This is a genomic window from Novosphingobium sp. GW821-FHT09E05 (genome assembly GCF_059416165.1).
The window spans coordinates 59,369-82,630 of sequence record NZ_JBWKOQ010000007.1; the positions used below are offsets into that span (position 1 = coordinate 59,369).

18 protein-coding genes are annotated in these 23,262 nt (G+C 68.1%); 10 read left to right on the forward strand and 8 right to left on the reverse strand.

Annotated features, from left to right (window positions below):
- Positions 1-79: 79 nt before the first annotated feature.
- Together AC07M9_RS19470 and AC07M9_RS19475 are read right to left on the reverse strand one after the other, a co-directional pair.
- Positions 80-1,447 carry a putative O-glycosylation ligase, exosortase A system-associated gene (locus tag AC07M9_RS19470; RefSeq protein ID WP_494886076.1) on the reverse strand — a complete coding sequence of 456 codons (1,368 nt, stop codon included), beginning with the start codon at positions 1,445-1,447 and terminating at the stop codon, positions 80-82.
- On the reverse strand, positions 1,440-1,655 hold the full coding sequence (locus AC07M9_RS19475; protein WP_494886077.1) for a hypothetical protein: 216 nt from the start codon (positions 1,653-1,655) through the stop codon (positions 1,440-1,442). The genes AC07M9_RS19470 and AC07M9_RS19475 overlap by 8 nt, the downstream gene beginning before the upstream one ends.
- Before the next feature lie 65 nt (positions 1,656-1,720).
- Between AC07M9_RS19475 and AC07M9_RS19480 the strand changes: the two genes are divergently transcribed.
- The 5 genes from AC07M9_RS19480 (at position 1,721) to AC07M9_RS19500 (ending at position 11,833) form a co-directional block, all read left to right on the forward strand.
- Complete coding sequence (locus tag AC07M9_RS19480) at positions 1,721-2,935, forward strand: TIGR04063 family PEP-CTERM/XrtA system glycosyltransferase (protein ID WP_494886079.1); 1,215 nt, start codon at positions 1,721-1,723, stop codon at positions 2,933-2,935.
- 70 nt (positions 2,936-3,005) lie between these two features.
- Positions 3,006-4,910 carry a hypothetical protein gene (locus AC07M9_RS19485; RefSeq protein WP_494886081.1) on the forward strand — a complete coding sequence of 635 codons (1,905 nt, stop codon included), beginning with the start codon at positions 3,006-3,008 and terminating at the stop codon, positions 4,908-4,910.
- Positions 4,911-5,187: 277 nt separating this feature from the next.
- Positions 5,188-9,825: a glutamate synthase large subunit gene (gene gltB, locus AC07M9_RS19490; RefSeq protein WP_494886083.1), complete on the forward strand. Its 4,638-nt coding sequence runs from the start codon at positions 5,188-5,190 to the stop codon at positions 9,823-9,825.
- An 18-nt stretch (positions 9,826-9,843) separates the two neighbouring features.
- Entirely contained in the window at positions 9,844-11,277 is a 1,434-nt protein-coding gene (locus AC07M9_RS19495) for a glutamate synthase subunit beta (protein ID WP_494886085.1), read from the forward strand.
- Positions 11,278-11,506: 229 nt separating this feature from the next.
- Positions 11,507-11,833, forward strand: a complete 327-nt coding sequence (locus AC07M9_RS19500; RefSeq protein ID WP_494886087.1) for a putative quinol monooxygenase — start codon at positions 11,507-11,509, stop codon at positions 11,831-11,833.
- Positions 11,834-12,023: 190 nt separating this feature from the next.
- Here the strand turns inward: AC07M9_RS19500 and ung are convergent, their stop codons facing one another.
- Positions 12,024-12,713, reverse strand: a complete 690-nt coding sequence (gene ung, locus AC07M9_RS19505; RefSeq protein ID WP_494886089.1) for a uracil-DNA glycosylase — start codon at positions 12,711-12,713, stop codon at positions 12,024-12,026.
- 82 nt (positions 12,714-12,795) lie between these two features.
- Between ung and AC07M9_RS19510 the strand changes: the two genes are divergently transcribed.
- The 3 genes from AC07M9_RS19510 to AC07M9_RS19520 are packed head-to-tail and all read left to right on the forward strand — an operon-like array spanning position 12,796 to position 14,641.
- Positions 12,796-13,419: a ribonuclease D gene (locus tag AC07M9_RS19510; RefSeq protein ID WP_494886091.1), complete on the forward strand. Its 624-nt coding sequence runs from the start codon at positions 12,796-12,798 to the stop codon at positions 13,417-13,419.
- A gap of 29 nt (positions 13,420-13,448) precedes the next feature.
- A complete protein-coding gene (gene lptC / locus AC07M9_RS19515) occupies positions 13,449-14,096 on the forward strand; it encodes an LPS export ABC transporter periplasmic protein LptC (RefSeq protein WP_494886093.1) in 648 nt (215 codons plus the stop codon).
- Positions 14,093-14,641 (forward strand): LptA/OstA family protein, encoded by a 549-nt coding sequence (locus AC07M9_RS19520; RefSeq protein WP_494886095.1) that lies wholly within the window; start codon positions 14,093-14,095, stop codon positions 14,639-14,641. The genes lptC and AC07M9_RS19520 overlap by 4 nt, the downstream gene beginning before the upstream one ends.
- A 215-nt stretch (positions 14,642-14,856) precedes the next feature.
- Here the strand turns inward: AC07M9_RS19520 and AC07M9_RS19525 are convergent, their stop codons facing one another.
- The 5 genes from AC07M9_RS19525 to AC07M9_RS19545 all read right to left on the reverse strand — a co-directional run bounded on the left by AC07M9_RS19525 (position 14,857) and on the right by AC07M9_RS19545 (position 21,020).
- On the reverse strand, positions 14,857-16,257 hold the full coding sequence (locus AC07M9_RS19525; protein WP_494886097.1) for a sugar transferase: 1,401 nt from the start codon (positions 16,255-16,257) through the stop codon (positions 14,857-14,859).
- Between the two features lie 142 nt (positions 16,258-16,399).
- Positions 16,400-17,455 (reverse strand): DNA polymerase III subunit delta, encoded by a 1,056-nt coding sequence (gene holA / locus AC07M9_RS19530; protein WP_494886099.1) that lies wholly within the window; start codon positions 17,453-17,455, stop codon positions 16,400-16,402.
- A 6-nt stretch (positions 17,456-17,461) separates the two neighbouring features.
- The gene (lptE, locus tag AC07M9_RS19535; RefSeq protein ID WP_494886101.1) at positions 17,462-17,962 is read right to left on the reverse strand and encodes an LPS assembly lipoprotein LptE; all 501 of its coding nucleotides are present in this window, start codon (positions 17,960-17,962) and stop codon (positions 17,462-17,464) included.
- On the reverse strand, positions 17,959-20,478 hold the full coding sequence (gene leuS, locus AC07M9_RS19540) for a leucine--tRNA ligase (RefSeq protein ID WP_494886103.1): 2,520 nt from the start codon (positions 20,476-20,478) through the stop codon (positions 17,959-17,961). Before leuS ends, lptE begins: the two co-directional genes overlap by 4 nt.
- A 74-nt stretch (positions 20,479-20,552) precedes the next feature.
- Positions 20,553-21,020 (reverse strand): DUF3576 domain-containing protein, encoded by a 468-nt coding sequence (locus tag AC07M9_RS19545; protein ID WP_494886104.1) that lies wholly within the window; start codon positions 21,018-21,020, stop codon positions 20,553-20,555.
- 323 nt (positions 21,021-21,343) lie between these two features.
- On the opposite strand from AC07M9_RS19545, the gene AC07M9_RS19550 reads away from it, so the two are divergent.
- The gene (locus AC07M9_RS19550) at positions 21,344-22,093 is read left to right on the forward strand and encodes a hypothetical protein (RefSeq protein ID WP_494886106.1); all 750 of its coding nucleotides are present in this window, start codon (positions 21,344-21,346) and stop codon (positions 22,091-22,093) included.
- A 154-nt stretch (positions 22,094-22,247) separates the two neighbouring features.
- Positions 22,248-22,970 carry an acetoacetyl-CoA reductase gene (gene phbB, locus AC07M9_RS19555; RefSeq protein ID WP_494886108.1) on the forward strand — a complete coding sequence of 241 codons (723 nt, stop codon included), beginning with the start codon at positions 22,248-22,250 and terminating at the stop codon, positions 22,968-22,970.
- The last annotated feature ends 292 nt before the right edge of the window (positions 22,971-23,262 follow it).

Genomic DNA, 23,262 nt, shown 5'->3' on the forward strand with positions numbered 1-23,262 from the left:
GCAGACGATAACGGCGAATGCTGGTTAATGTTAAGGATCGTCGGGCATATTTTGCAAACGATTTTACCCACGCCGCAAATTAACCCGCCGACGCCGTGCCCACCTGCATGGTGCGCGGCGCCTTGCGCGCCTCGGGGGCGGGCTGCGAAATCCGCTTGAGGTAGCTCCACAAGCCGCACTGAAGCCCGATCAGCATCAGGATGAAGGGCTGGAAGGCGATGCCCACGAACAGCGAGCCGATCAGGTAGACGACCTGCGCCAGCTGCAGCGCCACCGCGAGCGGGGCGGCCCATGCCTCGTCCGGCCCGGTGCGCTTCCTCCAGCGGCGACGGATCACCTCCATCTGGACGAGGCCCGAGACCTGCAGCACCAGCCACAGCGCGAGGCCGGGATAGCCCTGCTCGCCCAGCATCTCGAAGTAGCTGGAGTGGAAGGCGCGGCCTTCCTCGACGACGTGGCCGCGCGTCACCGTCGCGGTGCCCCCGTCCTTCTGGGTGGTGATAGTGTCGTAGGACACGCGGCTCGAGATGTAGACTTCGAAACCGCCGCCCAGCGGGTGCTCCTTCGCATAGCCCATCGTCCACTTCCAGACGCCGAGGCGGGTGCCGGCGGACTGGTCGGACTGGTGGTCCTCGATCGTGTTCATGCGCGCCAGGAATGACTGCGGCAGGAACGGCATCGCGATCATGAGGGCCAGCGCCATGCCGCCCGAGATGAGGAAACGGTGCTTGGCGGTCCGCAGGTAGAGCACGCAGAGGATGCCAAGGCACACGAGGCCGGTGCGCGCCTGCGTCCCCACCGGAATCAGTGCGCAGGCGAAGATCAACGCTGCGGTGAAAGTCCAGACGCGCCAGTCGGGCGGGAAGATCGTCCCGTACTTCGCCAGCCACAGCGCCAGCGGAATGATCGCGATCGCCACGCAGGACAGGATCGAGCCCTCGTAGAGCCCGGTGTTGTTCTCGACGAAGATGCGTAGCGCGCCGTAGCCGCCTCCGCCCATCGCGGTCTTGATACCGCCGTCGATGATGAGCGCGCTCGCGGAAAGCACCATGGCGAGCGCCACCGCCTCGATCCGCAGGCGCGTGCGCAGGGTGAGCGGCAGGAATATCGCGAAGACCAGCGCCTTCCACACCCACGACCACTTGGTCAGCGCCTCGACCGGATAGTCGGCAGTCAGCGTGGTCATGGCACAGTAAAGCAGCAGCGCGCAGAGCAGGCCCTGCCGCCAGGTGAAGCGCGAATCGCGTTTGTCGTCGAACACGATCCAGCCGAGGAACGCCGCGGCGAAAGCGATCAGCGAGGTCGGCATGCGCGTGAGGAAACCCCACGAGATGATCTGCGGCGCGACGATGTCGATGTAGAGATAGCACACCACCCACAGGAACGGCCGCCTGAAGCCGAGCACGATGAGAGCGGCGAAGAACCCGGTGAGCGCGAGGTTAAGCATCGGCGCCCGATTCGGCGCCGGGCTCGGGCGGCGATTCGCGGCCCGTGCGCATCACCCGGCGCCCGCCGCGGGTCGGTGGCGGCGTGGCTGCCGGCGTCTCTGCGGGTGCGCCGCGCACTTCCACGTCGAGGTCGGGCCGCGACAGCAGGCGCCAGGCGGCGAGCAGCAGCAGTCCGTGCGACAGGGAAAGGGCGAGGATGTCGACCATGGGGAGCGCTGGTAGCAAGGCCGGGTTGACGGCGCGTTAAGCGTTCGCAAGCTAGGAAACCCGTCATGACCCGCATTCTCCACGTCCTCGACCACTCGCTGCCGATCCACAGCGGCTACACCTTCCGCACCCGCGCCATCCTCAAGGCCCAGGCGGCGCTGGGGCTGGAGGTGCGCAGCGTCACCGGCCCGCGCTACAATGCGGACGAGGGCGAGGTGGAAGAGCACGACGGGCTGATCTTCCACCGCGCCGGCGGGCAATCCGGGAATTCCGGGGTCACCGGACTGCCGGGCCTGCGCGAATGGCGCGAGATCGCCCTGTTCGCCGAAGGGATCGAGCGGGTGGTCCGGGAATGGCGGCCCGACGTGATCCATGCCCACTCTCCCGTGCTGTGCGGCCAGGCGGCGCTGCGCGTGGCGCGGCGGCACGGCATCCCGCTGGTCTACGAGATCCGCGCCTTCTGGGAGGACGCGGCGGTCGGCAACGGCACCGGCACGCAAGGCTCGCTCAAGTACCGGCTCACCCGGATGCTCGAAAGCCATGTGGTGCGCTCGGCAGACGCGGTGGTGACGATCTGCGAAGGCCTGCGCCGCGATCTCGTCGCGCGCGGCACGCCGGCGGAGAAGATCACCGTTGCGCCCAACGGCGTCGACCTCGACCTGTTCGGCAGCCCCCTGCCCCGCGACGCGGACCTCGTCCGCGAACTCGGCTTCGACCCGTCGGACCCCGTGATCGGCTTCATCGGCAGCTTCTACGACTACGAGGGCCTCGACGTGCTGATCGAGGCGATGCCCGCGCTCGTCGCGCGCCAGCCGGGGGCACGGCTGCTGCTGGTCGGCGGCGGCCCCCGCGAAGAGGCGCTGCGCGCACAGGCGGCCGCCTCGCCCGCCGCCTCCGCGATCCGCTTCGTCGGCCGGGTCCCGCATCACGAGGTCGACCGCTACTATGCGCTGTGCGACGTCATGGCCTATCCGCGCAAGCGCAGCCGCCTCACCGACCTCGTCACCCCGCTGAAACCGCTCGAGGCCATGGCGCAGGGCAAGCTCGTCGCCGCCAGCGACGTCGGCGGCCACCGCGAACTCATCACCGACGGCGAGACCGGCGTGCTGTTCGCGCCCGACGATGCCGCCGCCTGCGCCGATGCGCTCGCGCGCCTGCTCGAGCAGCGCGAGGGCTGGGACGCCTACCGCAGCGCGGGGCGCAAGCATGTGGAAACGCGCCATGACTGGGCGTACAATGCCAAGCGTTATCCTCTCGTTTACCAAATGCTGGCACCATAGGCTGCTCAAAGCGGGCTCGAAGCCGCCGCCTGACATGCGGCCGCCTATCAAGACAACACGAGGTATTTCAGTGGCCGAGCAAAAACGCAGGACCGCCGGCGCAGAGCCGATCAGCCGCCATCCGCTGTTCCCGGCGATCGTGGCGCTGTGGTTCGGGGCGCTGCTCGGCCTCGGCAGCATCGTCGTCAGCCCGGCCGTGATCGAGCGCATCGTGCTCGCCGCCGGGATCGACCGGGTGATCCCGATGGCCGCACCGCCGCTCGGGACGACCACCCGCATCCTCCTGGCCCTGGCGGCTACCGGGCTCGGCGCGCTGGTCGGCTTCGTCGCCGCACGCCGCATCGCCCGGCCTTCCCCTGCGGCCGCGCCGCGCCGCGACGAGCCGGAAGCGACCGAATCGGTCGATTTCGCGCCTGCCGACGAGGTCGAGACCCCAAAGCCCGGCCGCGTCGCCGGCCGCCGCCGCGCGCTCGCGCTCAACACGCAGGACGACCTGACCGCCCACGACGACCGGGCACCGATCCCCGGCCACGAAGCCCCCAGCCACGACCCGCAGATCCTCAACGTCGCCGAGTTCGATCTCGGCGCCTTCGGGGACGAGGCGCCTGCGCAGTCCGCCTTCCGCCCGCACATCGCCGCCATCGAAATCGACGAGGCCGAGGCCGAAGCTGCGCTTCCCGCCTGGCTCGACGCCGAATCGGCATGGGGCGAGCCTGCTCCGGCCTGGGCCGAACCCGAATCGGCCTGGGTCGAGGCCGAGAGCGAGCCCGAGGCAATCGAATCGGACTTCGCAGACCACGACGCCGATGCCGTCCCCTTCACCCCGGCGGGCGCGCAGGTCTTCCAGCAGGTGTTCCAGGCCCGGCTCGCGCAGGACGCCGCCGCCCTTGCCGCAGAGCCGGCGCCCGGCTTCAAGCTGCTTCCCCGCCTGCACTCGGGCGATCCCGTAGAGACGGACGCTCCCGAAGCCCTCTTCGGCCCCGACGTGAAGGACGACATCGAAGCGCCGGCCGCGGCCGAGTTCGAACGTGTTGAGGAAACCGAAGTCGCCGAAGAGGTCGCGGAGCCGGGCCTCGAATCGCCGCCCGCCCGCCGGATCGCCGAGGCCGACCTCGACGACCTGTCACCGGTCGAACTGCTCGAGCGCCTCGCGCTGGCCATGGCCGAGCGGCGTGAACAGGCGCGTCTCGCCGCCGAAGCGGCCGAGATCGCCGCTCAGACCGCAAGCGCCCCCATCGCCGTCGCGTTTGCGCCGCTGCGCGAGGTCCCGCCGTCGCCCGCGCCTTACGCGCCGACTTTCGAGCGCCTCGCACCCGCACCTTTCGCTGCGCCAGCGCCTTTCGCGGCCCCCGTGGTCGAGAGTGAACCCGGTCCACAGGACACGGGCGCGACGCTGGCGACCGACAGCCGGGGCGACGCCGCCGACCACGCCTCGGCCGGGGACACCCGCGAAGTGCCCTCCGCGCCGGTCCCCGCCGGCCTGCGCCCGGTGACTTTCGACGACCACGCCGCAGACGAACCGCTGCCGGGCTACTTTCCGCCGCGCGCGCTCGGCCTGGCGTCGGTGGATACCTCCGCCGCGTTCGCGCCCTTCCCCGCCAGCCCCTTCGCCGAGGAGGACTCCGAGAGCGAAGAGGACGCCGCATTGACGCAGGGCTATTCCTCGCTCCTCCACCTCTCGCGCCATGCCGCGCCGCGCCACAACTTCGCCCGCGCGATCCAGTTCGAGCACGAGGTCGAGGCCCAGGACGACGACAGGCCCGCCGCCGACATCCTCGGCGAGCAGCCGCCAGAAGCGGCGCCCTTTGCCCGTCCGGCTCTGGCGCCAGCGCCCCAGTCCGCCGCTCTCGTCACGCCCGACCGCCTGTTCGACGCCCCCGGCACCGGCACCGGCGAGGCGCCGGACCAGGAAGCTACCGAACGCGCGCTTCGCGCCGCGCTCGCCACGCTGCAACGCATGAGCGGCGCCGCCTGACCGGGAGCCACGCTCCTCCGCGCGGCGACAGCCTCCTTTCGAAACCCCGTCCGGATATTCGCCGGGCGGGGTTTCCTGATAATAAAATGCCGTGAATTCCGGCGATCACGCGCGCAATCCTGCGCAGGCGACCTCATCGCAGTTGCAAAACCGTCCCTCAATCGTCATGGGGACCATGGGGTCACTATGCCGCGTGGGGTCGATGCACGATTCGTGCGCGTCTACGGGTATGCCAGGTGAGCCCCGGCCAAAAAAATGACAGGATGGGTTTTTATCGATGGGATTTCCTAAGCCCCAGGGCCTCTATGACGCGCGCAATGAACACGATTCCTGCGGTGTGGGCTTCGTAGCCCATATCAAGGGCCAGAAAAACCACGCGATCATTACCCAGGCTCTGGAGATTCTGAAAAACATCGACCACCGCGGTGCGGTGGGCGCCGACCCCCTGCTGGGTGACGGCGCCGGCATCCTGACCCAGCTTCCCGACCAGCTGCTGCGCACCTGGGCCGCCGAGACGGGCGTCGAGCTGCCCAAGGCCGGCGACTACGCCGTCGCGATGTGCTTCCTGCCGCAGGACGAAGCCGCGCGCGAGATGATCGTCTCGATCTTCGAGAAGTTCATCAACAAGGAAGGCCAGCACCTGATCGGCTGGCGCGACGTGCCCGTCACGCTCGACGGCCTCGGCAAGACCGTGCTCGAATCGATGCCGGTGATCCGCCAGTGCATCGTCGGCCGCGGCGAGAGTTGCGCCGACCAGGACGCGTTCGAGCGCAAGATCCTGGCGATCCGCAAGCAGACCCAGAACCCGCTGGCGGCGCTCGCCGAAAAGCACGACCTGCCCGGCCTGACCGAGCTGTACATGCCCAGCTTCTCCAGCCGGACGATCGTCTACAAGGGCCTGCTGCTGGCGACCCAGGTCGGCTCGTTCTACGACGACCTGCGCAACCCCGAGTTCGTCTCGGCGCTCGGCCTCGTCCACCAGCGCTTCTCGACCAACACCTTCCCGAGCTGGAAGCTGGCGCACCCGTTCCGCTTCATGGCGCACAACGGCGAGATCAACACGGTTCGCGGCAACGTGAACTGGATGAACGCGCGCCGCCGCACCATGGAATCCGAGCTGCTCGGCGCCGACCTCGACAAGATGTGGCCGCTGATCCCGCACGGCCAGTCGGACACCGCCTGCCTCGACAACGCCTTCGAGCTGCTGCTCGCGGGCGGGTACAGCCTTGCCCACGCGATGATGATCCTCATCCCCGAGGCATGGACCGGCAACCCGCTGATGACCGCGGAACGCCGCGCGTTCTACGAGTACCACGCCGCGCTGATGGAGCCGTGGGACGGCCCCGCCGCCGTCGCCTTTACCGACGGTCGCCAGATCGGCGCCACCCTCGACCGCAACGGCCTGCGCCCCGCGCGCTTCCTCGTCACCGACGACGACCTGTGCGTCATGGCGTCGGAGAGCGGCGTCCTTCCGATCAAGGAAGACAACATCGTGCGCAAGTGGCGTCTCCAGCCCGGCCGCATGCTGCTGATCGACTTCGAGGAAGGCCGCATCATCGAGGACGAGGAGATCAAGACCAAGCTGGCCGAGGCCGAGCCCTACGAAAAGTGGCTCACCCAGGCGCAGTACAAGCTGGCCGACCTCGACGTGATCGAGCCCGACCTCGCCACCCTGCCGATGGCGATGGGCACGCTGCTCGATCGCCAGCAGGCCTTCGGCTACACGCAGGAAGACGTCAGCCGCTTCCTCGAGCCGATGGCGCTGAACGCCGACGATCCGCTCGGTTCGATGGGCACCGACACGCCGATCCCGGTGCTGTCGTCGAAGTCGCGCCTGCTCTACGACTACTTCAAGCAGAACTTCGCCCAGGTCACCAACCCGCCGATCGACCCGATCCGCGAGGAGCTGGTGATGAGCCTGGTGACGATGGTCGGCCCGCGCCCCAACCTGCTCGGCCATGATGCCGGCACGCACAAGCGCCTCGAAGTCAGCCAGCCGATCCTGACGGACCTCGGCCTCGCCAAGATCCGCTCGGTGGAAGCGGCCCTCGACGGCGCCTTCCGCACCGGCACCATCGACATGACCTGGGACGCCAAGAGCGGCGCCGAAGGTCTCGAGCAGGCGATCAAGGAGATGTGCTGGGCCGCGACCGAAGCGGTGCTGGCGGACAAGAACATCCTGATCCTGTCGGACCGCGCGCAGGGCCCGGGCCGCATCCCGATGCCGGCGCTGCTGGCGACGGCGGCCGTCCACCACCACCTCGTCCGCCAGGGCCTGCGCATGCAGACCGGCCTCGTCGTGGAAACCGGCGAAGCGCGCGAGGTGCACCACTTCTGCGCGCTCGCGGGCTACGGCGCGGAGGCGATCAACCCCTACCTCGCGCTCGAGACGATCGAGGCGCTGCGCGTGCGCAAGAACCTGCCGGTCACCGCCGAGCAGGCCGCGAAGAACTACGTCTACGCCATCGGCAAGGGCATCCGTAAGGTCATGTCCAAGATGGGCATCTCGACCTACCAGTCGTACTGCGGCGCGCAGATCTTCGACGCGGTGGGCCTCACCACCGCCTTCGTCGACAAGTACTTCACCGGAACCGCCACCACCATCGAGGGTGCGGGCCTTCCCGAGATCGCCGAAGAGACCGTGCGCCGCCACCAGGCCGCCTACGGCGACGACCCGATCTACAAGTCGATGCTCGACGTCGGCGGCATCTACGGCGCGCGCGTGCGCGGCGAGGAGCACGCCTGGACCAGCGAGAACATCGGCCTGCTCCAGCACGCCGTGCGCGGCAACGTGCCCGAGAAGTACAAGCAGTTCGCGCAGACCATCAACGACCAGTCGGAGCGCATGCTCACGATCCGCGGGCTGATGGACTTCGTGCCCGGCGAGTCGATCCCGATCGAGGAGGTCGAGCCCGCCACCGACATCGTCAAGCGCTTCGCCACCGGCGCGATGAGCTACGGCTCGATCTCGTGGGAGGCGCATACCACGCTGGCCGTGGCGATGAACCGCATCGGCGGCAAGTCGAACACCGGCGAAGGCGGCGAGGACCCCTCGCGCTTCAAGCCGATGGAAAACGGCGACACCATGCGCTCGTCGATCAAGCAGGTTGCCTCGGGCCGCTTCGGCGTCACCACCGAGTACCTCGTCAACGCCGACGACATCCAGATCAAGATGGCCCAGGGCGCCAAGCCCGGCGAGGGCGGCCAGCTGCCCGGCGACAAGGTCGACAAGATCATCGGCCGGACCCGTCACTCGACGCCGGGCGTGGGCCTCATCAGCCCGCCGCCGCACCACGACATCTACTCGATCGAGGACATCGCCCAGCTCATCCACGACCTCAAGAACGTGAACCCCAAGGCGCGCGTTTCGGTCAAGCTGGTGTCCGAAGTCGGCGTTGGCACGGTCGCAGCGGGCGTCTCCAAGGCGCGCGCGGACCACATCACGATCGCCGGCTACGAGGGCGGCACCGGCGCGTCGCCGCTGACCTCGCTGACCCACGCGGGCTCGCCCTGGGAGATCGGCCTTGCCGAGACGCAGCAGACGCTGCTGCTCAACAACCTGCGCAGCCGCGTGGTGGTGCAGGCCGACGGCGGCCTGCGCACCGGGCGCGACGTCGCCATCGCCGCGCTGCTGGGTGCGGACGAGTTCGGCTTTGCCACCGCGCCGCTGATCGCGGCCGGCTGCATCATGATGCGCAAGTGCCACCTCAACACCTGCCCGGTCGGCGTCGCCACCCAGGACCCCGTCCTGCGCGCCCGCTTCACCGGCCAGCCCGAGCACGTGATCAACTACTTCTTCTTCGTCGCAGAGGAACTGCGCGCGATCATGGCCGAGCTGGGCTTCCGCACCATCCCCGAGATGACCGGACGCGTCGATCGTCTCGACACGCGCAAGGCGATCACTCACTGGAAGGCCCGGGGCGTCGACCTTTCGAAGCTGCTCTACCAGGCCCCGCTGGGCGACGGTCCGTCGCTCAACTGGTCGCAGACGCAGGACCACGGCCTCGAGAATGCGCTCGACAACGCGCTGATCGCGGCCTCGACCGACGCGCTGGAGCACCGCGAGGCGGTCCGCATCGAGAAGCCGATCATCAACGTCAACCGCACGGTCGGCGCTATGCTCTCGGGTGAAGTGGCCAAGCGCTACGGCCATGCGGGCCTGCCCGACAACACGATCAACGTGAAGCTCACTGGCGTCGCCGGCCAGAGCTTCGGCGCCTGGCTCGCCCACGGCGTCACGCTCGACCTGACCGGTGATGCCAACGACTACGTCGGCAAGGGCCTGTCGGGCGGCCGCGTGATCGTGCGCCAGCCGGGCCACGTCGATCGTGACCCGCTCAAGAACATCATCGTCGGCAACACCGTGCTCTACGGCGCGATCTCGGGCGAGGCGTTCTTCAACGGCGTCGGCGGCGAGCGTTTCGCCGTGCGCAACTCGGGCGCCATCGCGGTGGTCGAGGGCTGCGGCGACCATGGGTGCGAATACATGACCGGCGGCGTCGTGCTGGTGCTGGGCAAGACCGGCCGCAACTTCGCGGCGGGCATGTCCGGCGGCATCGCCTACGTCTACGACGCCGACGGCCAGTTCGACAAACTGGTCAACGGCGCGATGGTCGACTTGCTTCCCATTGCGGCCGATGCCGACGAGGATGAAGGCACCGGCCGTCCGCAGCAGCGCACGTCCTCGGTCACCGACCTGGGCATGGGCGATCCGCTGCGCCACGACGCGGAGCGCCTGCGCATCCTGCTCGAACGCCACCACCTGCACACCGGCTCGAAGCAGGCCCGCGCGTTGCTCGACGACTGGTCGAACACTCTCGGCAAATTCGTCAAGGTGATGCCGCGCGACTATGCCAAGGCCCTGCGCCAGCAGGAGGCCGAACGCCTCGAAGCCGCCTCGGTCGCAGCAGAATAAGATTTAGGATCGCATAGCATGGGCAAGGAAACCGGCTTTCTCGAACTCGACCGCCAGGACCGCACGTATGGTCCCGTCGACGCGCGGCTGAAGAACTACAACGAATTCGTCGTTCCGCTGGCGCCGCAGGCGCTCAAGGACCAGGCTTCGCGCTGCATGAACTGCGGCGTGCCGCACTGTCATACCGGCTGTCCAGTCAACAACATCATCCCGGACTGGAACCACCTGGTCTACGAGGACGACTTCCGGAGCGCCCTGGAAATCCTCCACTCGACCAACAACTTCCCCGAATTCACCGGCCGCATCTGCCCCGCCCCATGCGAGGCGGCCTGCACGCTCAACATCATCGACGAGCCGGTGACCATCAAGTCGATCGAATGCGCGATCGTCGACAAGGGATGGACCGAAGGCTGGATCACGCCGCAGGTTCCCGTGCGCCGCACCGGCAAGTCGGTCGCGGTGGTGGGCTCGGGCCCGGCGGGCCTCGCCTGCGCGCAGCAGCTGGCGCGCGCCGGCCACTCGGTCACGGTGTTCGAGAAGAACGACCGCGTCGGCGGACTGATGCGTTACGGCATCCCCGACTTCAAGATGGAGAAGCACCTCATCAACCGCCGCGCGGCGCAGATGGAAGCCGAAGGCGTGGTGTTCAAGACCTCCACCGAAGTGGGCGTGACCGTCTCGGTCGCCTCGCTCAAGGAGAACTTCGACGCGGTGGTCTTCGCCGGCGGCGCCGAGGAAGCCCGCCGCCTCGACATTCCCGGCGCGGAACTGCCCGGCGTGCGCCTGGCGATGGAGTTCCTGACCCAGCAGAACAAGCGCAACGCCGGCGACGACGAACTGCGCGCCGCCCCGCGCGGCACCATCTCGGCCACCGGCAAGCACGTCATCGTCATCGGCGGCGGCGACACCGGTTCGGACTGCGTCGGCACCTCGAACCGCCAGGGGGCGGCCTCGGTCACCCAGCTGGAGATCATGCCCAAGCCCCCGGTGATGGAGAACAAGGCGATGTCGTGGCCGTTCTGGCCGCTCAAGCTGCGCACCTCCTCCAGCCACGAGGAAGGCGCCGACCGCGACTGGTCGGTCCTGACCAAGCGCGTCGTCGGCGACAACGACGTGCGCGGCCTGGAATGCGTGCGTGTCGAATGGGTCGACGGCAAGATGCAGGAAGTCGAGGGCAGCGAGTTCACGCTGCAGGCGGACCTGATCTTCCTCGCCATGGGCTTCACCGGCCCGCGCAAGCCCGGCATGATCAACCAGTCGGGCGTCGAGCTGGATCCGCGCGGCAACGTCAAGGCCGACGTGCTGCGCTACCAGACCACCGATGAGCAGATCTTCGCCTGCGGCGACATGCGCCGCGGCCAGTCGCTGGTCGTCTGGGCGATCCGCGAGGGCCGCCAGTGCGCCCGCTCGGTCGATCTCGTGCTGATGGGCGAGAGCCAGCTCCCACGCTGACCGGATTCGCTATCGAATGAGAGGGGGGGCGTGCCGCGAGGTGCGCCCCTTTTTCTGTGGGCCTGGGGGAACCTCCTCCCACTCTCTCCAGGACGACGGGGTTGGATGGAAAGCGCGATTGCGCCCATCCCCGGCCGCTCACCCCTGCGCCCGCCAAGGCGATCACTCGCCGCCCTCGCTTGACCAAGCCCTACCGTGCAGGTTCACTGGCCCCGAGAGGAGAACACGCATGCTGCTGGAAATCGCCGAGATCGAAGTGCGCCCGGGCGCCGAGGACCAGTTTGCCGCTGCCATGCGCGAAACCGGCGTGGCGCACCTCGCCGCCTGCGAGGGCGTGGTTTCCGCGCGCTTCGGGCGCGGGGTGGAAAATCCCTCGAAGTTCACCTTCAACGTCGTGTGGACCTCGATGGAGGCGCATCAGGCCGCCCGCGACCTCGAGGCCTTCGGCAAGTTCCGCGCCTGCTTCGGCGACCTCTCGGTCGGCGGCGCGATGAGCCACTACGAGATGGACGAGGCGCTTCCCGGACCTTCGGCCTGGCCGTCGTCCCGGACTTGAACGGACCACTCGCGGTCTGGAGTGCCCAAGTCCGCTACCCGGCCTGACCTGAATATCACCGTCGCCGCCGCGAAGGCGGGGGTCCCGCTTCCTTTGCGAGGTCGAAAGAACAAGCGGGGTCCGCGCCTGCGCGGGGACGACGAATCAGGTCTTTGGTCTAGATCCGCTGGTAATGCGTGCGCCGCGCCCCCTACCAGTCGATCGTGCCGCGCCCATGCTCCGCGAGAAACGCATTCGCCTGGCTGAAAGGCCGGCTGCCGAAGAACCCGGCGTAGGCCGACAGCGGGCTCGGATGCGGGGCGGTCAGCACGAGGTGGTGGCTCTGCGCCAGCCCGGGCACGCGCATCGCCTTCTTCTTCGCGTGATTGCCCCAGAGCAGGAACACGCAAGGCGCCTGCTTGGCCGCGACGGCCGCGACGGCAGCGTCAGTGACGGCTTCCCAGCCGCGGTTCTGGTGCGAGCCGGCCTGGCCTTCCTCCACCGTCAGCGCATTGTTGAGCAGCAGCACCCCCTGGCGCGCCCAGTGCTCCAGGTTGCCGTGGCCCGGCGCGGTGACGCCGCAGTCGGTGGCCAGTTCCTTGTACATGTTGACCAGCGAGGGCGGCACCCGCACTCCTTCCTGCACCGAGAAGGCGAGGCCGTGCGCCTGCCCGGCCCCGTGGTACGGGTCCTGCCCGAGGATCACGACGCGCACTTCGTCCAGCGGGGTGAGTTCGAAGGCCCGTAACCGGGTGCCGCGCGGCGGATAGATCCGCTTGCCTGCCGCTTCCTCGGCCTTGAGCCAGCCCCCCAGCCGCCGCGCCTCCGGCGCCGCCAGAACCGGGTCCAGCGTGGGAGCCCAGCTCGCCGGTACAGCCTGCCCGTCCTGTGTGGCGCTCATGCCCGACCTTTCGCGAAAAACCTGCGCGCCGGCCCAGCCGGCATTGCGAAATACCCGAGGTGTCCCTAAGCATTTCCGGACTATGGCTGTCCATCTCCACGAAGAAGATCTCCCCGAAGGCGTGCTTGCGCCGGGACCCGTCGCTATCGACACCGAAACGATGGGGCTCATCACCCCGCGCGACCGGCTCTGCCTGGTGCAGATCTCGGACGGCAAGGGGGACGAACACCTCGTGCGCTTCGGCCCGGGCAGCACGTTCGACGCGCCCAACCTCAAGGCCGTGCTGGCCGACCCGGCGCGCCTCAAGCTGTACCACTTCGCGCGCTTCGACCTTGCCGCGATCGACCATTACCTCGGCACCGTCGCGGCGCCGGTGTTCTGCACCAAGATCGCCAGCAAGCTGGTGCGCACCTACACCGACCGCCACGGCCTCAAGGACCTCGTGCGCGAACTGCTCGGCAAGGAAGTGTCCAAGCAGCAGCAGTCGAGCGACTGGGGCGCACCCGAACTGACCGAGGCGCAGAAGGACTATGCCGCGTCCGACGTGCGCTACCTCCACGCGATGCACACCATCCTGGTCGAGCGCCTCGCTCGCGAGCACCGGACCGAACTGGCGCAGGCCTGCTTCGACTTCCTGCCCGCCCGCGCCCGCCTCGACCTCGCCGGGTGGCCCGACCACGACATCTTCAGCCACGAAGCAGCCTGATCGTTCCTCCGGGAGTTTCCTGAACCGCCATGTCCGTAGAAGCCGTCCAGATCCGCAACCGCCGCCGGCACTTCGCCGCTCCCGGCGGTTCGCACGACCGGCTCGTCGGCTTCCTCGCCAAAGCGCTGCCGGCAGGGATCGGCGTGGTGGCGGCGGTGATGATCCTGGTGCCGCTTTCCCCGCGCGGTGAAATCAGCTTCCTGCTCGACCGCAACAAGGTGGCGATCACCACCGAGCGCCTGAAGGTTGCCGATGCCGCCTATCGCGGCAAGGACAACAAGCAGCGCGGCTTCGTGGTCACCGCCGGAACCGCCGTGCAGCGCAGCGCAACGACGCCGGTCGTGCAGATGGACAAGCTGAAGGCGCTGCTGAGCCTCAATGACGGCCCCGCGCAGATCGTCGCGCCCAACGGCGCCTACAACTACGACACCGAGCAGATCGCGGTGAACGGCCCGGTCAATTTCGACGCCCCCGACGGCTACAGGATGACGACGAGCAAGGTCGGCATCGACGTGAAGTCGCAGGTCGCGGTAGGATCGGGCGGTGTCGACGGAACCGTGCCCACCGGCACCTTCCGCGCCGACTCGATGAAGGCGGATCTCGAAAACCGCACCGTGACCCTGGAAGGCAATGCCCGGCTGCGCATGACGCCCGGCAAGCTGAGGATACCCCAATGACACCCGCCGCCAAGTCCGTCACGCCCCCGCGCATCAAGGGCCGCCGTCTCGCGCTCGCCGTGCCGATACTGGGGCTCGCTGCCCTAGCGGGATCGCAGCAACTGGGCGCGCAGGCGCTCTCCGGCCATAACTCCGACGCGCCGGTCGACTATGCCGCCGACCGCATCGAACTGCAGGACAAGCAGAACCGCGTGGTCCTGTCCGGCAATGTCGACGTCAAGCAGGCCGAGCTGCGCCTGCGCGCGGCGCGCACGGTCGTGAACTTCACCAATGCCGGCTCGATGCAGATCCAGCGCATCACCGCAAGCGGCGGCGTCGTCGTAACCCGTCCGAACGAGACCGCGACCGGAGACGTGGGCATCTACGACTTCAACCAGCGCATCATCACCATGACCGGCAATGCCTCGATCAAGCGCGTGAATGGCGACACCCTGCGGGGCGGCCGTCTGGTCGTCGACCTCAAAAGCGGCGTGTCGTCGGCCTCGGGAGGCCCCGGGGGGCGGGTCTCGGGCACGTTCTCGGTGCCCAAGCAGAACGGCAACTGAGAGGCGGGCGCCTCGGCGCCCCCGTCCCGTACCCATCGCTGGACAAGACCCAAATCCCGTTGCCCCCGCGCAGGCGGGGGCCCCGCTTACTTGCGCCACGACGCCGTCTCGAACGAACAAGCGGGATCCCCGCCGTCGCGGCGATGACGGGGATTTCATGGCGGTGGTTAGATTGACCGGCTGTCGAGCCGGGACCGTACAGGTCCCGCGATCGGTCAGAACGCCCGGTCGTGGACCAGTACGCGCATGGTCAGGAGGATGATCTGGATGTCGCGCATGATCGTCCAGCCCTCAAGGTACTCGAGATCGGCCTGGAGGCGGTTGACGAGGTCCGATTCGTGGTCGGTGGCGCCGCGGAAGCCGCGGACCTGCGCAAGGCCCGACAGGCCGGGCTTCAGCGAATGGCGCTGCCAGTAGCGCAGGTCGACTTCCCAGAACAGCTTATCGCCCGCCAGCGAGCCGGTGGCGTGCGGTCGCGGACCCACGAGGCTCATGTCGCCCAGCAGCACGTTGAACAGCTGCGGCAGTTCGTCGATGCTGGTCTTGCGGATGAAACGGCCGACGCGGGTGATCCGCTTGTCGTCCTTCGAGGCCGAGACGTTGCCGTCGGTGTCGCAGAGCGTCTGCGTCATCGAGCGGAACTTGTACATGTTGAAGAAGCGGTTGCCGCGCCCCATCCGGCGCTGGGTGAAGAACACCGAGCCGCCGTCCTGGATTTTCACCGCCAGCGCCACCGTGATGAGCAACGGCGACAGCGCGACGATGGCGCCGCCCGCGAAGGCGACGTCGAACAGGCGCTTGATCGCGCGGTCGCGAAGACCCAGCGGCCCCGCCGAGACCAGCAGCAGCCCGTGCTTGCCGACCACCCGGGCGCCCTGCGCGCCGAGGCGGGCGACCTCGTCGTCGAGCACTTCGCCGTCGACGTTGGCGCCCTTGAGCATCATCGCCCATTCGACGCGGCGACCCGACGGGCAGCTCACCACGACACGGTCGATGTTGCGCAGGATGAGGCCGATGCGGTCGAGCGCGTTGGGATCGTTGAGATTGGGACGCAGGCCCATCGCCGCGGCCGAGATGCGGATCGCGCCGCGCAGTTCGACCTTGGGGCCACCATCGTCGATGATGAGCTCGTTGAGCACGTTCTCGCCGCAGCGCCAGCGGATGAAGCTGCGCAGCTGCAGGCGGGCCCAACCGATCACCAGCATCGCGCAGATCGCGCCGCCATTGAACCCCCAGCGCGAGAAGTCCGCTTCCGGCCGGATCAGGAACTGCACGAATACGACCACGACGACCGCGATCGCGGTCGCCACCATGGCGCGGAAGACGCCGGTCCAGCCCTGTTGCAGCGCTGTCGTGGAATAGGCGCCGTTGTACAGCGCCAGGGTCAGGTAGATCGGCAGGATCAACTGCGCGTGGACCAGGCTTGCCGATAGGCCGTGCGTGCCCGAAAGCAGGTATCCGGTGGCCGCGAAGCCGACGAAGATGGCGCAGATGTCGGCCACCACAAGCGCGAGATAGCACTGGAGACGGCGTCGTTCTCGGGATGGAGCGACCAGCAGGTCGTCGAAATCCGTCCCCTCCTTGATGAGCGGACGCGCAGCAAATGGCGCGTTCATCGGCCCGGCTCTCCTGGTTGCGAACTCACGCCGATCGTTCCCTCACACAGATGTTATCGGCGCACGCTGCATGGCAGTCATGCTGCGGCGCAATAGGTATACGCCCGTATGAACATGGGAGGCAACCGGAAAAGAGTATTCGTCAGGACGTGGGAATAGTCCGGTGTCTGGATTCGGGACGCGCGGACCGGGCTATTATCAACAAACCGTTCGCCAGCAGTAGTTCCGCGTCGTGACTGTTGTTCATCAACAGCTGGTGCAAAGAAACGAGCCGGGCCACGAGGCGCTCCAGCCTGGCCCCCCTCCACACCTGAAGCTGGGCGGCGAGTGCGGGCTGGTCCTTCCAGAACACCCGGCGCGCGCCAGCCTCTGCCTTGAGGAATCCGGCGACGTCACGCCCGTCACCCAGCCTTGCGGCCAGACCGGCGAGCTGCGCGGCGCGGCGCTCGAAGGCGAGCAGCAGGCCGACCGGGTTCATGCCCTGCTCGCGCATGCGGCGCAGCTCTGGTCCGATCGCCTCGCGGCGCCCGCTCAGCACCGCATCGACGAGCGCGCCAAAGCCGTCATCCTCGGTCGAAGCGCCGACCGCGTCGAGATCCGCCGCCGACACCGCGCGCGGCGTTTCGGGCGAGGCATCGAGGTAGAGCGCGAGCTTGGTCACTTCCGAACGCGCGATGCGGGTGTCGAGCCCGGCGCCGCGCGCGATGCGCTCTGCGATCTCGCTGCCGATCTTGACCCCGGCGGTATTCGCCATGGTGCGCACCGCCGCGGTCACCGTGCCGAGGTCGGGCGGATAGAACATCGCGACGAGCCCATCGGGCCTCGCGGCGAGCAGCTTGGCGGTGCGCGACTTGTCGGTGGCACCGGTGGCGACGATCAGGACCGGGCAGCCATCCACGTCGTTTTCGAGCAGGGTCTGCACCGCGTCGTGCGCCTCGTCGCCCGCTGCGCGCACCCAGATGTGCCGGGCGCCGCCGAACAGCGAATTGGAGCGGGCCTCGTCGCCCAGCTTCACCGGATCACGGCGCAGGTCGGCGCCGGCCATCTCGATGCGCTCGCCCGGATCGTCAAGCAGCGAGACGATGCGAGTCGCGGCGTCAAAGGCGCTCGATTCGTCGGGGCCGCAGAAGAAGAACACGCGCGCCTCGCGGGCGGCGCGGGCGGCGAGCCCGGGAAATTCCTTCTGGCTGGCCTTCACGGGCCCTTACTGCTGGGTGTCGCCGCGCAGGCGGAGCGCGACGTTGGTGACGATGCGGGTCGCCACGTCCTTGGCCATGTTCTCCAGCGCGGTCTGCTCGGCCGCGATCGTCGCGTAGTCCGACGAGACGACGTCGATGCCCGCGTCCGCGCCGGCGGTCGCGTCGAGGACGATCTCGCCGCTGCCCTGGTCGACCAGCTGGTAGCGGGCACGAAGGGTGCGGCGTTCACGCCCCACGGTGTCGTTCGACAGCAGCGCGAAGCTTTCCAGCTTGTCGTCGAGGCGCACATCGAGGCGGTAGCGCGGCGCGGCCTCCTTCTTGCCCGACATGCCGAGTTCGTCGACGAGGGCGTTGCGCACCAGCCAGCCGGCGCGCCCCTCGATCGCGGAAACCTGCACGCCGGCAAGCCCCTGCGCGACGGCGGCATTGCCGCCGCCCGCGTACATCGGCTGGAGCCCGCAGCCGGCGAGCGCCAAGGCGCCGAAAAGGACCGCTAAAGCCTTCACGCGACGAGATTTACCAGACGGTCGGGCACCACGATCACCTTGCGCACTTCAGCTCCATCCAGCGCACGCTGCACCTTCTCGCTGGCGAGGGCAAGCGCCTCCAGCTCTTCCTTGGAAGTGCCCTTCGCGACTGTGAGTGTATCGCGCAGCTTGCCCTTGACCTGGACGGCGACGGTCACTTCGTCGTCGACCAGCAGCGCCAGATCGACTTCGGGCCAGGCGGCGTCGGCGATCAGGCCTTCTCCGATGGACGCCCAGGCCTCTTCGGCAAGGTGCGGCATCATCGGCGCGACCAGCAACAGCAGCGTGCGGATCGCGGCCGAGCGGCTGGCCGAGGGGGCAGCCTTCTCGATCGCTCCGGTCAGTTCGTAGATGCGCGCCACGGTCTTGTTGAAGCCCAGCGATTCGATGTCGCGCGCGGCGGCATCGACTGTCTGGTGCGCCTTGCGGTCGAGCGCCTTGTCCTCGCCGGTGGCGGCGGCGTCGTACTGGCCGAACAGGCGCCACAGGCGCTGGACGAAGCGGCCGCAGCCCTCGATCCCGGCCTCGGACCACGGCAGGTCGCGCTCGGGCGGGCTGTCGGACAGCATGAACCAGCGGATCGCGTCGGCGCCGTAAGTCGCGACGATCTCGTCGGGATCGACCACGTTCTTCTTCGACTTCGACATCTTGATCACGCGGCCGACCTCGACCGGTGCGCCGTCCGCCTTGAGCGTGGCACCGTCGGATGTGCGTTCGATCTCGCTCGGCGCGAAGTAGACCGGCTGGCCGTTCGCGTCGTTGAGGCGGAAGTAGGTCTCGTGCGTGACCATGCCCTGCGTGAACAGGCTGCCGAACGGTTCCTTGACCTCGATCTTGCCGATGCGGGCGAGGGCGCGGGTCCAGAAGCGGGCGTAGAGCAGGTGCAGGATCGCGTGCTCGATGCCGCCGATGTACTGCTCGACCGGCAGCCACTCGGCGATCTTCACGGGATCGAACGGACGGTCGCCGGGCTGGCTGGCGAAGCGCAGGAAGTACCACGAGCTGTCGACGAAGGTGTCCAGCGTGTCGGTCTCGCGCCGTGCGGGCGCGCCGCACTGCGGGCAGTCGACGTGCTTCCAGGTCGGGTGGCGAACCAGCGGGTTACCCGGCGTCTGGAAGTCGACGTCCTCGGGCAGGACGACGGGCAGGTGCTTCTTGGGCACCGGCACCACGCCGCAGACCTCGCAGTGGATGAACGGGATCGGCGTACCCCAGTAGCGCTGGCGCGAGACGCCCCAGTCGCGCAGGCGCCACACCGTCTTGCCCTCGCCCCAGCCTTCGGCCTCGGCGCGGGCGATGACCTGCGCCTTGGCGTCGGCAACGGAGAGGCCGTTCAGGAAATCGGAGTTGACCAGAACGCCGTCACCGGCCTCGGACTCGCCGTCGAACGACTTGCCCGCATCCTCGGCGCTCGCCGCAACGACGCGCAGGATCGGCAGCTGGTACTTGGTGGCGAACTCGAAGTCGCGCTGGTCGTGGCCGGGGACGGCCATGACCGCGCCGGTGCCGTAGTCCATCAGCACGAAGTTCGCGATGAACACGGGCAGCTCGGCGCCGGTGAACGGGTGCCGGGCGGTGATCCCGGTGTCGAAGCCCAGCTTCTCGGCGGTTTCGAGTTCGGCGGCGGTGGTGCCGCCCTGCTTGCACAGCGCGATGAAATCCTGGACCTCGGGACGGCCCACAGCGGCGGCCTGCGCGATCGGGTGATCGGCGGCGACGGCCACGAAGCTGGCGCCGAAGATCGTGTCGGGGCGGGTCGAGTAGACTTCGACCGAACCGCCGGTGGACAGGTCGAACTTGAACTGCAGGCCCTGCGACTTGCCGATCCAGTTCTCCTGCATCGTGCGGACCTTCTCGGGCCACTTGTCGAGCGTGGACAGGCCTTCGAGCAGTTCGTCGGCGAAGTCGGTGATCTTGAGGAACCACTGCGAGAGCTTGCGCTTCTCGACCAGCGCGCCCGAGCGCCAGCCGCGCCCGTCGATGACCTGCTCGTTGGCGAGCACGGTCTGGTCGACCGGGTCCCAGTTGACCGCCGATTCCTTGCGATAGACGAGGTCGTGTTCGTAGAGGTCGAGGAACAGCGCCTGCTCGTGGCCGTAGTACTCCGGCTCGCAGGTGGCGAGTTCGCGGCTCCAGTCGAGCGCGAAGCCCAAGCGCTTGAGCTGCGCCTTCATGTTGGCGATGTTCTCACGCGTCCAGCCGCCGGGGTGGACGCCCTTTTCCATCGCCGCGTTCTCGGCCGGCATGCCGAAGGCGTCCCAGCCCATCGGGTGGAGGACCTCGAAGCCGCGCATCCGCTTGTAGCGCGCGAGCACGTCGCCCATCGTGTAGTTGCGCACGTGGCCGATGTGGATGCGCCCCGAGGGATAGGGGAACATCTCAAGCACGTAGCTGCGGGGCTTGGAGGACGTGTCGTCGGCGCGGAAGCTCTGCGCTTCGTCCCACGCAGCCTGCCAGCGCGTGTCGGCCTGAGCCGGATCGAACCGCTCGGTCATCTTTGTCTAAACTCCTGCGGGTGAACGGACCCGCCTAAATGATCCGGGCGGCGACTGGGGCCGCCCGGTAAATCTTACCCGCCGATCGAATCTCGACGCAGGTCGCGGGCGCGGGTGAGGATGATGTCCTCGAGCTTCTGCACGGTCGCCGCCTGGACCGGCGCCGGCACCCAGCCGCCGCCCTGCGAGACTTCGCGCACCGCCGTCACCCGCAGCGCATCGGCGCGCAGGTTCTGGTCGAGGATCATGATCGAGACCTTGACGCGCTCGGTCGGGGTCTTGGGGTTCACGTACCAGTCGGTGATGATGACGCCGCCGGCGCTGTCCGACTGGAGCAGCGGCATGAACGAAACCGAATCGAGGCTCGCGCGCCAGAGGTAGCTGTTCACGCCGATCGTGGTTACCTGCGAGGGCGCCAGCGTGGCCTTCTTGGTCTCTCGGCCGCCGCCGCAGCCGGCGAGCGCAAGCGCCGCCATGGCGCAGAAACCTGCGGTTGCGACAGTGCGCAGGGTAAGAAGGCCGGTATCGGTGCTGCCTGTCATTGTCATTCCCAGTTTCATGCCGGGCCGGGCCTGTCCGCATTGCAAGGCGGACGCGGGCCGGACCCATCGTCAAAAGTCTCTATAACCGCCGCAGGCCGGGCGGCAAGTGCGCCCGAAGGGTTTGCCCAAGACCGCGCCGCCCCGAACGGAGACACATCCCTCCTTGGCGCGAGACACTGAGCGAGGGCTGAACGCATCGCGGCCCTTCCCCTCCATGCTCAGGGCATGTTAATCTGCCCGCGGCAATGTGGCGAAGGGTCCTGCGGTGAGTCCGCCGCAAGGTATGCCCCGGCAAAAATGGCATGAAACGACAGGGTTCCGACATGAGTACCGAGCGGGGCACCGCGACGAGTAGCAGCATGAAAGGCAGCCTGCTTCTGGCGGGCTGCGTCGGCCTGCTCGCCCTGCCGAGCGCGGTGCTCGCCTTCTCCACCAACTTCCAGTCGCATGCGGGCGGCGACGATATCGATTCGCTCGAACCCGAAGCGACTCCGGAAAACCTCTCGCGCGCCATCGCCATGCGCTCGCTCGCCAAGGGACACCTGTTTCCCTTCACGCCGGCGGTCCCGCCCGACCGCCACGACCGCGCGGTGACCGTCGCGGTGCGCGTCGACCAGGAAGCGGCGCAGGCGATCATCGTCCACGGCCGCTCACCGATGCCCCAGCCCACACAGGACGCACGGCTGCGCATTGCGCCCACCGCGTTCAACCTCGGCGTTTCGCGCGGATACCAGAACTTCGCGCAGAACCTGGTGCCGCAGGCGCCCGCCAAGCCGATGGCGGAAATGCCCGAACTCAAGAAGTTCAGCCTGGCACCCGGCTCCGCCGCCAAGGACGAATCGCGCTTCTCCCCGCGCATCTCCATCGACGAGAAGCGCGCCGCAGGCCGCGCCCCGCACACCTTCTCGGGCGAGGCGGGCGAGGTCGATCTCGGCGGCGCCTACCGGGTGACCGAGAACCTCGATGTCACTGCAGGCGTGCGCTACTCACAGGACCGTGAGCGGCTCGTCCCGCTGACCGACGGCAAGCAGGACAGCCAGGCGGTCTACGTCGGCACGCAGTTCCACTTCTGACAACCGCGATTCGAAAAGCGGCAACCCCGGTTGCGGTTTCCGCATCCGAAAACGCACATTACAAGCGCGTTTAGGTCAATGGCCGGCCTTGCCGCCGTCATATTCATTTCATAGCACTGTCGCCGGTGGATGCTCACATAGCGAAAGGCTTGATATGGCTCGCGTTGCAATTGTTACCGGGGGAACCCGGGGTATCGGTAAGGCCGTCTCGCTCGCGCTGCAGGAACGCGGTCACACGGTCGTTGCGAATTATGCAGGCAACGAGGAAAAGGCCCGCGCCTTCACCGAGGAAACCGGCATCCCCGCCTACAGGTGGGACGTGGGCGACCACGAGGCGACGCAGGAAAGCTGCGACCGCATCGCCGCCGAGATCGGCGCCATCGACATCGTCATCAACAACGCCGGCATCACCCGCGACGGCGTGCTGCACCGCATGAGCTTCGACGACTGGAACGACGTCATGCGCGTCAACCTCGGCGGCTGCTTCAACACCGCCAAGGCCACCTTCTCGGGTATGCGCGAGCGCGGCTGGGGCCGGATCGTCAACATCGGCTCGATCAACGGCCAGGCGGGCCAGTACGGCCAGGTGAACTACGCGGCGGCCAAGAGCGGCATCCACGGTTTCACGAAGGCGCTGGCGCAGGAAGGCGCCAAGTACGGCGTCACCGTCAACGCCATCGCGCCCGGCTACATCGACACCGACATGGTTGCCGCCGTGCCGGCCCCGGTGCTCGAGAAGATCGTCGCCAAGATTCCCGTCGGCCGCCTTGGCAGTGCCTATGAAATCGCGCGCGGCTGCGCCTTCCTGTGCTCGGAAAACGCCGCATTCGTCACCGGCTCGACGCTGAGCATCAATGGCGGCCAGCATATGTACTGAAGATGCCAGGCGCCTGACGATGGCGATCGCGCAGCGATTGGCGAGTTAGGCGCCGGTACCGCCACAGGCGGCGGCCCTCGGCTCGGCCGGCGGGCCACGAGGTTCGCCGAACCCGTCCGACGTCACGGAGGGGGCTTTGCCGCCGCCTTTTTGCACCGCGCATGATGCTCGAACGACCGGGTTCGAGAAGCGGAATCTACGCGGCTAATGGCTGCAATGGGTGGAAAGCCGAAAGGCAGTTAATGGCCTTGATCGACAGAAAGCTGTCGTGCGCATAGCCCGACTGGATGCC

What these genes read in the sequence shown, in the direction of transcription:
- AC07M9_RS19470 (WP_494886076.1), bottom strand. Translation starts at nt 1,447, where the DNA reads ATGCTTAACCTCGCGCTCACCGGGTTCTTCGCCGCTCTCATCGTGCTC.
- AC07M9_RS19475 (WP_494886077.1), bottom strand. Translation starts at nt 1,655, where the DNA reads ATGGTCGACATCCTCGCCCTTTCCCTGTCGCACGGACTGCTGCTGCTC.
- AC07M9_RS19480 (WP_494886079.1), top strand. Translation starts at nt 1,721, where the DNA reads ATGACCCGCATTCTCCACGTCCTCGACCACTCGCTGCCGATCCACAGC.
- gltB (WP_494886083.1), top strand. Translation starts at nt 5,188, where the DNA reads ATGGGATTTCCTAAGCCCCAGGGCCTCTATGACGCGCGCAATGAACAC.
- AC07M9_RS19495 (WP_494886085.1), top strand. Translation starts at nt 9,844, where the DNA reads ATGGGCAAGGAAACCGGCTTTCTCGAACTCGACCGCCAGGACCGCACG.
- AC07M9_RS19500 (WP_494886087.1), top strand. Translation starts at nt 11,507, where the DNA reads ATGCTGCTGGAAATCGCCGAGATCGAAGTGCGCCCGGGCGCCGAGGAC.
- ung (WP_494886089.1), bottom strand. Translation starts at nt 12,713, where the DNA reads ATGAGCGCCACACAGGACGGGCAGGCTGTACCGGCGAGCTGGGCTCCC.
- AC07M9_RS19510 (WP_494886091.1), top strand. Translation starts at nt 12,796, where the DNA reads ATGGCTGTCCATCTCCACGAAGAAGATCTCCCCGAAGGCGTGCTTGCG.
- lptC (WP_494886093.1), top strand. Translation starts at nt 13,449, where the DNA reads ATGTCCGTAGAAGCCGTCCAGATCCGCAACCGCCGCCGGCACTTCGCC.
- AC07M9_RS19520 (WP_494886095.1), top strand. Translation starts at nt 14,093, where the DNA reads ATGACACCCGCCGCCAAGTCCGTCACGCCCCCGCGCATCAAGGGCCGC.
- AC07M9_RS19525 (WP_494886097.1), bottom strand. Translation starts at nt 16,257, where the DNA reads ATGAACGCGCCATTTGCTGCGCGTCCGCTCATCAAGGAGGGGACGGAT.
- leuS (WP_494886103.1), bottom strand. Translation starts at nt 20,478, where the DNA reads ATGACCGAGCGGTTCGATCCGGCTCAGGCCGACACGCGCTGGCAGGCT.
- AC07M9_RS19545 (WP_494886104.1), bottom strand. Translation starts at nt 21,020, where the DNA reads ATGACAGGCAGCACCGATACCGGCCTTCTTACCCTGCGCACTGTCGCA.
- AC07M9_RS19550 (WP_494886106.1), top strand. Translation starts at nt 21,344, where the DNA reads ATGAGTACCGAGCGGGGCACCGCGACGAGTAGCAGCATGAAAGGCAGC.
- phbB (WP_494886108.1), top strand. Translation starts at nt 22,248, where the DNA reads ATGGCTCGCGTTGCAATTGTTACCGGGGGAACCCGGGGTATCGGTAAG.